The sequence below is a fragment of the Peribacillus sp. TH16 genome (assembly GCF_016651095.1).
Classification (GTDB): domain Bacteria; phylum Bacillota; class Bacilli; order Bacillales; family DSM-1321; genus Peribacillus; species Peribacillus butanolivorans.
In genome coordinates, this window is sequence record NZ_JAEKEM010000011.1 from 1 (window position 1) to 12,814 (window position 12,814).

Consider the following 12,814-nt stretch of genomic DNA (forward strand, 5'->3'; position numbering starts at 1 on the left):
CCAATCAAAAAGATCAGCCATCCTTGGCTGGTCTTTTTTCTTTACAAATAGATAGCGATTTAAAGATCAGCAAAGATGTTGGTCTTCTTTGTATTTGACCAGGTGTTTGGATTCGGCAGGAGAATTAATACACGTAATAGAATATTCTATTATAAAATAGGTTTTGTGTTTAACTGTTTAGGGTATTTAAGTAAGATATTTAAATTTTAGTGTGCATTAGGGTATGTAAGTACATATAATTTGGAGAAAATGGATAATACATTTAAATGAGTGCATTTAAGTTGCAAAATGCATTTTTCCTTGTATAATAATAGTCAAATATAGTCAAAGTCAGATTGGAGGAGGCTGAGTGAGAAACATATCTGATATTATCGAAACTTATTTGAAACAAGTACTAGAAATAAGTCAGAAAGATATCTTAGAAATTAAAAGAAGTGAAATAGCAGATAAATTTCAGTGTGTTCCTTCTCAAATCAATTACGTAATTAATACCAGGTTTACAATCGAAAGAGGTTATGTTGTAGAGAGTAAGCGTGGAGGCGGCGGTTATATACGGATCATGAAAGTGAAATCGCAGGATTACGTGCATCTTATTAACCAATTATTGTCCCTTATTGGTTCTAGGGTAACTCAATCGATGGCTGAAGGTGTTATTTCTCGGCTTATGAGTGAAGAAGTTATAAATGAAAGAGAAGCCAAGATCATGATGAGCGTCATTGATAGATCGGTGATTTATATAGATTTACCCGACCGAGATGAGCTTAGGGCAAGGATTTTAACTGCGATGCTTACAACTTTAAAATATAAATAAAACTGGCAGAGGTGATGAACATGATTTGCCAAGAATGTCATCAAAGACCTGCTACCCTGCACTTCACCAAGATCATTAATGGAAAAAAAACCGAGGTTATGATTTGTGAGAAATGTGCTCAGGAAAAAGGTGAAATGGCTATGGTTGCAGGAGGACATGGTTTTTCAATAAATAATTTATTAGCAGGATTGTTGAATATGGAGTCGAATATTCAACAGACGAAGGCAAATGCATTTCCTAAGACAGAAGAGAAGCGCTGCCCTCATTGTCACCGATCCTATAAAGAGTTTGTCCACCTTGGTAAATTTGGATGTGCTGAATGTTATAAAACTTTCAATGATCAATTAAATCCGATTTTAAAGAGGGTTCATAGCGGCAACATTGCACATATAGGTAAAATTCCAAAAAGGATTGGTGGCACCATTTATCTTCGAAAACAAATTTCAGATTTGAAAGAGGTTTTAAAGATTCACATCAATCAAGAGGAATTTGAGAAAGCAGCAGAAGTAAGAGATAAGGTTCGTTCCCTTGAAAAAAGGTATGAAGCACAAGAGGGAGGCGACGAATTATGAGTTTAGAAAAGTTTGTAGAAAACGCCTTGAGTTCCTGGATGAGTGCCGAAGGGCCTGAAATTGATATTGTATTAAGTTCTAGAATTCGGTTGGCCAGGAATTTCAAAGATTTCACCTTTCCTACCTCCTTTTCTAACGAAGAAGCTAAAGAAATCATTGAATTAGTAAAAAAAAGAATTGAAGAGGAAGTTACCCCGGAGATTGGCAAACTTGAACTTCTAGAGATTGACCAAATCCAACCACTAGAAAAGCGTGTTCTCGTTGAAAAGCATTTAATCAGTCCTCATTTAGTTGATGAATCAGCAAAAGGTGCTTGTCTTCTCTCAGAAAATGAAGAAATAAGTATCATGATCAATGAAGAGGATCATCTCCGTATTCAGTGTTTAATGTCTGGGCTGCAGCTAAAAGAAACGTTAAAGCTCGCAAATGTTCTTGACGATTGGATTGAAGAATCCATAGACTATGCATATGATGAAGAAAGAGGATACTTAACTAGTTGTCCAACTAATGTGGGAACAGGATTAAGGGCTTCGGTCATGATGCATCTGCCGGGCCTAGTCCTTACACAGCAGATGAATCAAATTATACCGGCTATCAATCAATTAGGGTTGGTAGTTCGAGGGATTTATGGAGAGGGCAGTCAAGCGTTAGGGAATATCTTTCAAATCTCTAATCAAATTACTCTCGGAAAGTCTGAAAGAGACATCGTTGAAGATCTAACGAGTGTAGTTCAACAAATCATTGCCCAGGAAAGGTCAGCAAGGGATGCATTAGTGAAGACCTCTCACATACAATTAGAAGATAGAGTTTACCGTTCTTATGGGATTTTGTCTAATGCTCGAGTCATTGAGACTAAGGAAGCAACTACCTGTATCTCCGATGTTAGGTTAGGTATAGATCTTGGGTATATAAAAAATATTTCTAAAAGCATCTTAAATGAGTTGATGATATTAACTCAGTCAGGATTTTTACAAAAATACGCAGGTGGCCCATTAAGATCCCATGAAAGGGATATCCGTAGAGCAGCACTCATTCGAGAACGCTTAAACTTCACGGAAACTTCCTCCTCATAGAGGTTAATTACCTCTGAGTGAGTACCTATATTCATGTAATAAATGTAGTGCAATGAAGCCTCTGCCGTTACTTAGAGTAGCTTTACTCAAAACGAAAATTCTTAAGGAGGAATTCCCTATGATGTTTGGTCGTTTTACTGAAAGAGCCCAGAAAGTATTAGCATTAGCCCAAGAAGAAGCAATCCGCTTAGGACATAATAATATTGGTACAGAACATATTTTGTTAGGCCTGGTTCGAGAAGGCGATGGTATTGCAGCTAAAGCGTTATATGCTCTTGGTTTAGGAGCGGAAAAAATCCAGAAAGAAGTAGAAAACCTGATTGGCCGTGGACAGGATACTGCCCAAACAATACACTATACCCCAAGAGCTAAAAAAGTCATTGAACTTTCAATGGATGAAGCAAGAAAATTAGGCCATTCATATGTTGGGACAGAGCATGTACTTCTTGGTCTAATCCGAGAAGGTGAAGGTGTTGCAGCCCGAGTACTGAACAACCTTGGAGTAAGCTTAAATAAAGCACGCCAACAGGTATTACAACTGTTAGGCAGTAATGAATCAGGTGGACATCAGGGGTCAGCAGCGTCAAATGCAAGCACACCAACCCTGGATAGTCTTGCCCGAGATTTAACGGCGATTGCTCGTGAAGGCAGCCTGGATCCTGTTATCGGAAGAAGCAAGGAAATACAGAGAGTCATTGAGGTATTAAGTCGTCGTACAAAAAATAACCCAGTATTAATCGGTGAACCTGGGGTTGGTAAAACAGCCATCGCTGAAGGCCTTGCCCAACAGATCATTAATAATGAGGTACCTGAAATCCTGCGCGATAAACGCGTTATGACACTTGATATGGGTACTGTTGTAGCTGGTACGAAATATCGTGGTGAGTTTGAGGACCGTTTAAAGAAAGTAATGGACGAAATTCGTCAGGCAGGCAATATAATCTTATTCATCGATGAGTTGCACACATTGATTGGTGCTGGCGGGGCTGAAGGTGCCATTGATGCTTCTAATATCCTTAAACCTTCATTGGCCCGTGGTGAATTACAATGTATCGGTGCAACGACTTTGGATGAGTACCGTAAATATATCGAAAAAGACGCTGCGCTAGAACGACGCTTTCAACCAATTCAAGTCGACGAGCCAACGATGGAAGAGTCCATTCAAATATTGAAGGGTTTACGTGACCGGTATGAAGCCCATCACCGCGTTTCAATTACGGATGAAGCGATTGACGCTGCAGTTAAATTATCTGATCGTTATATTTCCGATCGCTTCTTACCGGATAAAGCGATTGACTTGATTGATGAAGCAGGTTCAAAAGTACGGTTACGCTCATATACAACACCACCAAACTTAAAAGAACTTGAAGTGAAACTAGATGATGTTCGTAAGGAAAAGGACGCTTCCGTTCAAAGTCAAGAGTTTGAAAAAGCTGCTTCACTTCGCGATACAGAACAACGTTTAAGAGAACAATTGGAAGAAACGAAGAAAACATGGAAAGAAAAACAAGGGCAAGAGAACAGTGAAGTGACAGTGGACGATATTGCCCATGTCGTTTCCAGCTGGACGGGAGTTCCGGTTACTAAACTGGCGCAAACTGAGTCTGATAAACTGCTTAATATGGAATCAATCCTCCATGATCGTGTAATTGGGCAGGAAGAAGCCGTCATAGCGGTCTCTAAAGCGGTACGACGTGCAAGAGCAGGATTGAAAGATCCTAAGCGTCCAATCGGTTCATTCATCTTCTTGGGGCCTACAGGAGTTGGTAAAACCGAGCTTGCCCGTGCTCTAGCTGAATCCATCTTTGGTGATGAAGATGCCATGATAAGGATCGACATGTCTGAATATATGGAGAAACATTCAACTTCACGTCTTGTTGGATCTCCTCCAGGATATGTAGGATACGAAGAAGGCGGACAGTTAACAGAAAAAGTGCGGAGAAAACCATATTCCGTCGTTCTGCTTGATGAAATTGAAAAGGCACATCCAGATGTTTTTAATATTCTTCTTCAAGTACTAGAAGACGGAAGGCTGACAGACTCTAAAGGCCGTACTGTCGATTTTAGGAATACGATTCTGATTATGACTTCAAATGTTGGGGCTTCTGCATTAAAAATTGATAAGTATGTCGGTTTTAACATCCAGGACACTGGCCAGGACTACAAAAATATGAAAGGGAAAGTGATGGAAGAACTTAAACGTGCCTTCCGTCCAGAATTCCTGAATCGTATTGATGAAACCATCGTGTTCCACTCGTTAGAGAAAGATCACTTGAAACAAATTGTTACATTAATGTCTAATCAGCTGACTACTCGTTTGAAAGAACAGGAAATATACTTGGAGCTGACAGATGCGGCTAGAGAAAAAATTGCTACGGAAGGCTTTGATCCTGAATACGGGGCACGTCCAATCCGAAGAGCGCTTCAGAAACATGTAGAAGATTATTTGTCCGAAGAGTTGCTGAAAGGTAATGTGAAAAAAGGGCAAACGGTCGTGATGGACGTTGTGAATAATGAGTTTGCAATCCGACAAGGCGAGCCTGTTAACGTAAGTGAATAATCTGATTCTAAACTTCGAGGTACACGCAGATTTTTTGCAGTGTACCTCTGTTTTTTATTCATAGGTAGAAATGTTCATATTTAAAATTTTTAAGCAATCAATATCTGGCGAAAAAAAGGGAAATATGGGTGCAGAAGTTATTTTCTAAAAAACTTATCATTAAGAAGGTTTAAATAAAACCGAGATATAATATCCTTTATATAGGTATTTTTTCAAATAGGAAGAGGAGTAATTATGGCTGCAAAAAAGAAAACGAAGTTTATGTGTCAGTCTTGTGGGTATGAATCAGCGAAGTGGATGGGAAAGTGCCCGGGCTGTGGAGAATGGAATAAGATGGTCGAGGAAACCGAAATTGTTAAACCGGCTAGAAAAGGGGCTTTTACTCATTCAGAGGTTAGAGGTTCCGGGGAACGTGAGAAGGCGGCACCTATAACTACTATTCAGTCAGACAAGGAACCTCGAATTAAGACAGATTTAATGGAATTGAATCGTGCGCTTGGTGGCGGGATTGTGCAGGGGTCACTTGTGTTAATTGGAGGAGATCCGGGTATTGGTAAATCTACCCTACTTTTGCAAGTATCTTCACAGTTGGCGCATAAACAGAAAAAAGTGCTATATATTTCAGGTGAAGAATCAGTTAAACAGACCAAACTGAGAGCGGACCGGCTTGGGGTTATGTCAGAAAATCTATTCGTTTATGCGGAAACTGATATGGATTATATCCAACAGGCAATTCAAGAGGTAAATCCGGATTTAGTTATTATTGATTCAATTCAAACAGTGTATCATTCTGAAGTGACTTCCGCGCCGGGAAGTGTTTCACAAGTAAGGGAATGTACGGCATCGCTCATGCGTATTGCGAAGACGAATGGAATTGCGATCTTTATCGTCGGGCATGTTACGAAAGAAGGGGCGATTGCAGGGCCAAGGTTGCTTGAGCATATGGTAGACACTGTTTTATATTTCGAAGGAGAAAGACACCATACATATCGAATTATACGCGCGGTCAAAAACCGCTTTGGTTCGACAAATGAGATGGGTATTTTTGAAATGAAGGAACATGGTCTAGAAGAAGTCGCGAATCCCTCGGAAATTTTCCTTGAGGAACGGTCACAAGGAGCTTCGGGATCTACCGTTGTTGCGTCAATGGAAGGAACAAGACCGGTGCTTGTCGAAATTCAGGCATTAATTTCACCGACGAGTTTTGGAAATCCAAGGCGAATGGCTACTGGGATTGATCACAATAGGGTCTCGCTTTTAATGGCAGTCTTGGAAAAGAGAGTGGGTTTGTTATTACAAAACCAAGATGCGTACCTAAAGGTTGCTGGAGGTGTCAAGCTGGATGAACCGGCAATTGATCTGGCTGTGGCAATTAGCATTGCCTCAAGCTTCCGTGATAAACCAACAAATCCTGCCGATTGCATCATTGGAGAAGTTGGGTTAACGGGGGAAGTAAGAAGGGTGTCCCGGATTGAACAACGAGTACAGGAAGCAGCAAAACTAGGGTTTGAACGGGTCATTATACCAGCTAATAATATAGGTGGATGGACAGCTCCAAAGGGTATTAAGATTGTTGGGGTTTCATCGGTTTCGGAGGCTCTTCATCATTCGTTAGGGGGGTAAAGATGACAGATAAAAAAGGGTATGAGAAAACCAAATTGGAGATTTTGCAAATTGTAGCCCCGGGTACCCCGCTTCGGGAAGGCATTGAAAATGTCCTGAGGGCAAATACGGGTGGATTGATTGTAGTTGGATATAACGAAAAGGTACGCACAATTGTAGATGGTGGCTTCCAAATTAACTGTAACTGTACCCCAAGTACATTATATGAGCTGGCGAAGATGGACGGAGCCATCATTTTAAATGAAAAGGCCGATACTATCATTTTCGCCAATGCTCAATTAGTACCTGATAATAGTACACCCTCCACTGAAACAGGTATGCGGCACCGGACAGCGGAGCGTGTAGCTAGAGAGACCAAGTCTTTAGTAATTGCAATCTCACAACGTCGAAATGTAATTACTTTATATCAAGGTAATTTTCGATATGCCCTTAAAGATATTGGTGTCATACTCGCTAAGGCTAATCTAGCCATTCAAACCTTGGAAAAATATAAGGTGGTACTGCAGCAGAGCATATCTGTGTTAGGAGCTCTGGAATTTGAAGAACTTGTGACTTATGCTGACCTTTTACAAGTATTTCATCGTTATGTTATGGTTCTTCGAATCAAAGCTGAGTTACTTACCTACCTAAATGAACTCGGTACAGAAGGACGGCTGATCCGTCTGCAAATGAACGAAATTCTGGCGGATATTGAAACGGAAGGAAAATGGCTTATCAAGGATTATACCTCTAGTAATGATGAAAAACCTGAAGAAATTATCTTCCGGCTTCAAGAGTTGGCCATGCAGGAACAATTGGACGAAAGCATACTTTTAAAAATACTGGGCTATCATGGTTACATTCATCTTGATGAGGCTATACATGCCCGTGGATACCGGATTCTTCATAAAATCCCACGCTTGCCGGGTTTGATCATTGAAAATTTAGTGAAACAGTTCGAAAGCTTTAAGGAGGTCAATAAAGCGACGGTTGAAGATCTTGACGATGTAGAAGGTATTGGGGAAGTCCGTGCCAATAAAATTAGAGAAGGACTTCGTATTTTGAAAAATCAGCTTGTCACAAATCGAAGGATGTAAGGTGCAAACTTACATCTAAATTTTCCTATATTAGCTTGAAATTGATTGGTGTTTATTTTTGACACTCAAAACTTAGGGTGCTAGGCTAATAATACGAAAAAGAGAAGGGATCATATTTGTAAATCCACTAATTCCTTAGGTGAATTTCACGTATATAATGAAAACGAATTTTCGAAGGTTTCATTTTTTTTTATTGGTCAATAATGAGTAGAGGGAGGTGAAAGGGATGTTAAAACGCATTATACAAGCATGCTTCTTAATAGTCGGTGGGACACTTGGTATGTTACTTATTCCGGAATTATTAATTGTTTTACATGCAGATGATATTGCTTTAATAAACAATCCTTATGTAAGTGTACTGTTGGGTGCCATTATCTTTTATCTTATTACTTTTTGGGCAGTAGATCATGTGATCTATTTTATGAAGTGGCTGGAGGAACAGCTTGTTAAGATACCAAGTACGGACATAATCTTTGGCAGCGTTGGTCTTTTAGTGGGACTACTTGCGGCATTTTTAGTTGGATCCGCTTTTAGTGCAATTAGGGTGCCTATTTTAAATACAGTAGTTCCTATCATCCTTACGCTTTTGTTTGGTTATCTTGGGTTTCAGGTTGGCTTTAAAAAACGTGATGAACTATTGAATTTATTTACGAAAAATAATAAGAAAAAAACTTCAGACGGTGAAGAGAGTGAAGAGGACGAAGAAGGTTACAGCAAGCGATTGAAGATCCTCGATACAAGCGTTATTATTGACGGTAGAATTGCAGATATCTGTCAGACAGGCTTCCTAGAAGGTACCATAGTAATACCACAATTCGTATTAAACGAGCTTCAGCACATTGCTGATTCCTCAGATGCTTTGAAAAGGAACCGCGGTAGACGTGGATTGGATATCCTTAACCGGATTCAAAAAGAACTACCGATTAAAGTAGAGATGTACGAAGGGGATTTTGAAGACATCCAAGAAGTGGACAGTAAATTAGTGAAGCTTGCCAAAATATCAGGTGGGATGGTTGTTACAAATGACTTTAATTTAAATAAAGTATGCGAGTTTCAAAATGTAGCAGTCCTTAATATTAATGACCTGGCGAATGCTGTTAAACCTGTTGTACTTCCTGGAGAAGAAATGAATGTGCAAGTCATTAAGGATGGGAAAGAGCAGAATCAAGGCATTGCTTATTTAGACGACGGTACGATGATTGTTGTCGAAGGTGGTCGTGATCATATTGGAAAACGCATTGATGTACTTGTGACAAGTGTACTGCAAACCTCAGCAGGTCGGATGATTTTTGCTAAACCGAAACTATTAGAAAAAGCATTATAAAGAAGAGTAGGAGAAACCGTTATGTTTTATGAAGTAGTGATACCTGCAGCTGGACAAGGAAAACGAATGAAAGCGGGCAAGAATAAACTTTTTATTGAACTATCAGGTACCCCGATTATTGTTTATACACTTCGTGTTTTTGAAGAAGATCCTAACTGTCGGGGGATTATCCTTTCGATAAATCCGACAGAAGAGGATTATTTCATACAAATGATAGCGACTTATGACCTTAAGAAGGTCAAGAAACTCGTGACAGGTGGCAAGGAACGTCAACAGAGTGTTTATAATGGGCTAAAACATGCAGGAGAAGAAATTATCCTGGTCCACGACGGCGCTCGCCCTTTTATCGACCAGGTGCAAATCAGTGAATTAACGTCTTCTGCTTCCCTTCATGGAGGGGCGGTCATTGCGGTTCCAGTAAAGGATACCATAAAAAAAGCCGCCGATAAAAAGGTTCTAGAAACGGTGGAACGATCAAGCTTGTGGGCGGTACAAACTCCACAAGCTTTTCGTGTATCTATATTAAAAAGGGCGCATGAACAGGCGGAGTTGGAGTCATTTTTAGGTACGGACGATGCAAGTTTGCTAGAACGGATCAACGAACAGGTAGTTATTATTGAAGGCACTTATGATAATATTAAAATTACGACACAGGAAGACCTTTATTTTGCAGAAGCGATTTTACATAAACAACAACTTTGATGATAGGGGAGAATAAGATGTTTCGAATTGGACAAGGATATGACGTTCATCAGCTTGTAGAGGGAAGACCTTTAATTATTGGTGGGATTACAATTCCTTATGAGAAAGGGTTACTTGGCCATTCGGATGCGGATGTGCTTCTACATACTGTTGCCGATGCTTGCTTAGGAGCAATTGGTGCAGGAGATATTGGTAAGCATTTTCCGGATACTGACCCGGAATTTAAAGACGCTGATTCGGCAAAACTGCTGCAGTATATTTGGGCGATTGTAAAAAAAGAAGGCTATGTACTAGGGAATGCTGATTGTACAATCATTGCACAAAGTCCGAAGATGGCTCCATATATTGAAGAAATGCGAGTCAGGATTGCAGAACTTTTAGATGCTTCAGTTGATCAAATCAATGTAAAAGCAACCACAACCGAGAAGCTTGGTTTTACTGGCAGAAGTGAAGGAATTGCGGCACAGGCTGTTGTCTTATTGGTTAAATCAAACTAAATTCGTTTTTAGAGTGGATACCTTTATCCCAATGAATTTAAATGATAAAATAAACGATAGAAAAGAAAGACTGGGAGGTCTAGATATATCATGAGCAGCGATATTCGAGTTCGCTATGCACCGAGTCCGACTGGACATTTACATATAGGAAATGCACGGACGGCTTTATTTAATTATTTATACGCACGAAATAAAGGCGGGAAATTCATCATCCGGATTGAAGATACCGACAAAAAGAGAAATATTGAAGGCGGCGAAGAAAGTCAGCTGAAATATTTAAAATGGCTTGGTATGGACTGGGACGAAGGTGTTGATATTGGCGGGGAATATGGCCCGTATCGTCAATCAGAGAGAAACGACCTGTACCAAGAATTGTATCAAGAGCTTCTGAACAAAGGCTTGGCTTATAAATGCTATTGTACGGAAGAGGAACTTGAAGCAGAGCGGGAAGGACAGGTTGAACGTAATGAAACACCAAAGTATTCAGGGAAGTGCAGGCATTTAACTGATGAAGAGCAAGTGAAACTAGAGGCAGAAGGCAGAAAGCCTAGCGTTCGTTTTGCCGTTCCTTCAGGTAAGGTCCTTACGTTCAAAGATATGGTTAAGGATGACGTATCGTTTGAGACAGATGGCTTTGGAGACTTTGTTATCGTTAAAAAAGATGGTATTCCAACTTATAACTTTGCGGTAGCGGTTGATGATCACTTGATGAAGATTTCCCATGTTCTTCGCGGTGATGATCATATCTCCAATACTCCAAAGCAATTAATGATTTATGAAGCATTCGGTTGGGAACCGCCTGTGTTCGGTCATATGACTCTAATTGTAAATGAAAGCCGAAAAAAACTAAGTAAACGTGATGAATCGATTATTCAATTCATTGAGCAATATGAAGAGTTGGGTTATTTGCCTGAAGCGTTATTCAACTTCATTACTTTACTAGGATGGTCACCGGGCGGCGAGGAAGAGATCTTCTCAAAAGAAGAGTTTATTAATCTTTTTGAGCCTGATCGATTGTCTAAATCGCCTGCACTTTTCGATAAGCAAAAGCTTACTTGGATGAATAACCAATATGTGAAGCAATTGGATGAGGATCGTGCAGTGGAATTGTCTATGCCACATTTAATCAAGGCTGGGAAGGTTTCTGCGTCCCTAACTGCTGAAGAAGAAGAGTGGGTACACGGGCTTGTTTCTCTTTATCAAGAGCAGATGAGCTATGGAGCGGAAATTGTTGAGCTGTCTGAACTATTTTTCAAGGATGAGGTCGAGTTTGAGACTGAAGCGAAAGAAGTCCTAGCAGAAGAGCAAGTACCAGAAGTCATGAATGCTTTCCTTCAAGAAATCGAAGGGCTGGAGGAATTTAAGGCCGACGAAATTAAGAAGTCAATTAAAGCTGTACAAAAAAGCACAGGGCATAAAGGGAAAAAATTATTCATGCCAATTCGTGCAGCTGTGACTGGTCAAACACATGGACCTGACTTGCCTAAAGCTATTTCATTACTTGGCAAAGAAAAAATTAAACAACGTATTCAAAGTATTTTATATTAACAATTTGTCAAAAATGTAATATAGTATTTAATAATCTTACAAAAGAACGCGTAGATGGGGAGAAGTAAGTAAACGAAGCTTATTAGAGAGAACCATAACCTGCTGAAAGTGGTTCAAGCCTCTCGTTTTCTGAAATGCACCCTTGAGTCCTTTGCTGAACTAACCTCTAGTAGGCACAGGCGGAATATCCTCCGTTATAGGGATAAAAGTTGGGAATGGAAAAACAGGGGTGCTTTTTACCTGCTGGAAACCATTCCAAACAGAGTGGAACCGCGCTTAGAGCGTCTCTGTCTATTAGGACAGAGACGCTTTTTTATATGCTTTAAAAGGTTTATGAGGGGATGTTGGAAAAGGAAGGAACATAGGGGGGAATCATTTTGTTAAAGATGTTTAAAGAGGATATCGAAGTGGTTTTTGATCAAGATCCTGCTGCGCGTAGTTATTTGGAAGTTATTTTAACGTATGCTGGTTTACATGCAATTTGGAGTCATAGAATGGCTCACGTACTTTTCAAGAAGAAGTTTTTTTTCCTAGCGAGAAGTATTTCTCAAATCAGTCGGTTTTTTACTGGGATTGAAATTCACCCAGGGGCTACTATAGGCCGTCGATTTTTCATTGACCATGGAATGGGGATCGTCATTGGTGAAACATGTGAAATTGGCGACAATGTGTCTGTCTTTCAAGGGGTCACGCTTGGAGGAACAGGTAAGGAAAAGGGAAAACGCCATCCTACGATAAAAGATAATGTATTGATTGCAACAGGAGCAAAAGTACTGGGTTCCATCACAGTTGGTGAAAACTCAAAAATCGGTGCAGGTTCTGTCGTTTTAAAGGAAGTACCTCCTAATTCAACGGTGGTAGGCATTCCAGGTAAAGTAGTCATTCGAGATGGTATCAAAATCAATAAAGACTTAAATCATTCAGATCTTCCTGATCCGATTGCTGACCGTTTCAAGGAAATGGATAAAGAAATCTTTGCCTTAAAAGCGAAGTTGGCTGAGCAGAGGCAGGAAGAAAGGAGTTTATAA

General features: G+C 40.0%; 11 protein-coding genes and 1 other annotated feature. All 11 genes read left to right on the forward strand.

Annotated elements, in window-relative coordinates; genetic code table 11:
* Positions 1-349 precede the first annotated feature (349 nt).
* The 11 genes from JFV29_RS28580 to cysE all read left to right on the forward strand — a co-directional run bounded on the left by JFV29_RS28580 (position 350) and on the right by cysE (position 12,814).
* Positions 350-811 (forward strand): CtsR family transcriptional regulator, encoded by a 462-nt coding sequence (locus tag JFV29_RS28580; protein WP_053349092.1) that lies wholly within the window; start codon positions 350-352, stop codon positions 809-811.
* A gap of 20 nt (positions 812-831) precedes the next feature.
* The gene (locus tag JFV29_RS28585) at positions 832-1,383 is read left to right on the forward strand and encodes a UvrB/UvrC motif-containing protein (protein WP_201188188.1); all 552 of its coding nucleotides are present in this window, start codon (positions 832-834) and stop codon (positions 1,381-1,383) included.
* Complete coding sequence (locus JFV29_RS28590) at positions 1,380-2,456, forward strand: protein arginine kinase (RefSeq protein ID WP_053349090.1); 1,077 nt, start codon at positions 1,380-1,382, stop codon at positions 2,454-2,456. Before JFV29_RS28585 ends, JFV29_RS28590 begins: the two co-directional genes overlap by 4 nt.
* Before the next feature lie 118 nt (positions 2,457-2,574).
* Positions 2,575-5,016 carry an ATP-dependent protease ATP-binding subunit ClpC gene (gene clpC, locus JFV29_RS28595; RefSeq protein ID WP_056521792.1) on the forward strand — a complete coding sequence of 814 codons (2,442 nt, stop codon included), beginning with the start codon at positions 2,575-2,577 and terminating at the stop codon, positions 5,014-5,016.
* A 234-nt stretch (positions 5,017-5,250) separates the two neighbouring features.
* Positions 5,251-6,639 carry a DNA repair protein RadA gene (radA, locus tag JFV29_RS28600; protein ID WP_201188189.1) on the forward strand — a complete coding sequence of 463 codons (1,389 nt, stop codon included), beginning with the start codon at positions 5,251-5,253 and terminating at the stop codon, positions 6,637-6,639.
* Between the two features lie 2 nt (positions 6,640-6,641).
* Positions 6,642-7,715, forward strand: a complete 1,074-nt coding sequence (gene disA / locus JFV29_RS28605; RefSeq protein ID WP_201188190.1) for a DNA integrity scanning diadenylate cyclase DisA — start codon at positions 6,642-6,644, stop codon at positions 7,713-7,715.
* Between the two features lie 226 nt (positions 7,716-7,941).
* The gene (locus JFV29_RS28610; RefSeq protein ID WP_056521799.1) at positions 7,942-9,039 is read left to right on the forward strand and encodes a PIN/TRAM domain-containing protein; all 1,098 of its coding nucleotides are present in this window, start codon (positions 7,942-7,944) and stop codon (positions 9,037-9,039) included.
* A 21-nt stretch (positions 9,040-9,060) separates the two neighbouring features.
* Complete coding sequence (gene ispD / locus JFV29_RS28615; RefSeq protein WP_201188191.1) at positions 9,061-9,741, forward strand: 2-C-methyl-D-erythritol 4-phosphate cytidylyltransferase; 681 nt, start codon at positions 9,061-9,063, stop codon at positions 9,739-9,741.
* Between the two features lie 17 nt (positions 9,742-9,758).
* On the forward strand, positions 9,759-10,238 hold the full coding sequence (ispF, locus tag JFV29_RS28620; RefSeq protein WP_056521805.1) for a 2-C-methyl-D-erythritol 2,4-cyclodiphosphate synthase: 480 nt from the start codon (positions 9,759-9,761) through the stop codon (positions 10,236-10,238).
* 90 nt (positions 10,239-10,328) lie between these two features.
* On the forward strand, positions 10,329-11,786 hold the full coding sequence (gltX, locus tag JFV29_RS28625) for a glutamate--tRNA ligase (RefSeq protein WP_201188192.1): 1,458 nt from the start codon (positions 10,329-10,331) through the stop codon (positions 11,784-11,786).
* Between the two features lie 42 nt (positions 11,787-11,828).
* Positions 11,829-12,078: a binding site (T-box leader), on the forward strand.
* A gap of 85 nt (positions 12,079-12,163) precedes the next feature.
* Positions 12,164-12,814 carry a serine O-acetyltransferase gene (gene cysE, locus JFV29_RS28630; RefSeq protein WP_201188193.1) on the forward strand — a complete coding sequence of 217 codons (651 nt, stop codon included), beginning with the start codon at positions 12,164-12,166 and terminating at the stop codon, positions 12,812-12,814.

Bases quoted from the DNA above. Each gene is read 5' to 3' on its own strand.
- JFV29_RS28585 (WP_201188188.1), top strand. From the start codon at position 832: ATGATTTGCCAAGAATGTCATCAAAGACCTGCTACCCTGCACTTCACC.
- JFV29_RS28590 (WP_053349090.1), top strand. From the start codon at position 1,380: ATGAGTTTAGAAAAGTTTGTAGAAAACGCCTTGAGTTCCTGGATGAGT.
- clpC (WP_056521792.1), top strand. From the start codon at position 2,575: ATGATGTTTGGTCGTTTTACTGAAAGAGCCCAGAAAGTATTAGCATTA.
- radA (WP_201188189.1), top strand. From the start codon at position 5,251: ATGGCTGCAAAAAAGAAAACGAAGTTTATGTGTCAGTCTTGTGGGTAT.
- disA (WP_201188190.1), top strand. From the start codon at position 6,642: ATGACAGATAAAAAAGGGTATGAGAAAACCAAATTGGAGATTTTGCAA.
- JFV29_RS28610 (WP_056521799.1), top strand. From the start codon at position 7,942: ATGTTAAAACGCATTATACAAGCATGCTTCTTAATAGTCGGTGGGACA.
- ispD (WP_201188191.1), top strand. From the start codon at position 9,061: ATGTTTTATGAAGTAGTGATACCTGCAGCTGGACAAGGAAAACGAATG.
- ispF (WP_056521805.1), top strand. From the start codon at position 9,759: ATGTTTCGAATTGGACAAGGATATGACGTTCATCAGCTTGTAGAGGGA.
- gltX (WP_201188192.1), top strand. From the start codon at position 10,329: ATGAGCAGCGATATTCGAGTTCGCTATGCACCGAGTCCGACTGGACAT.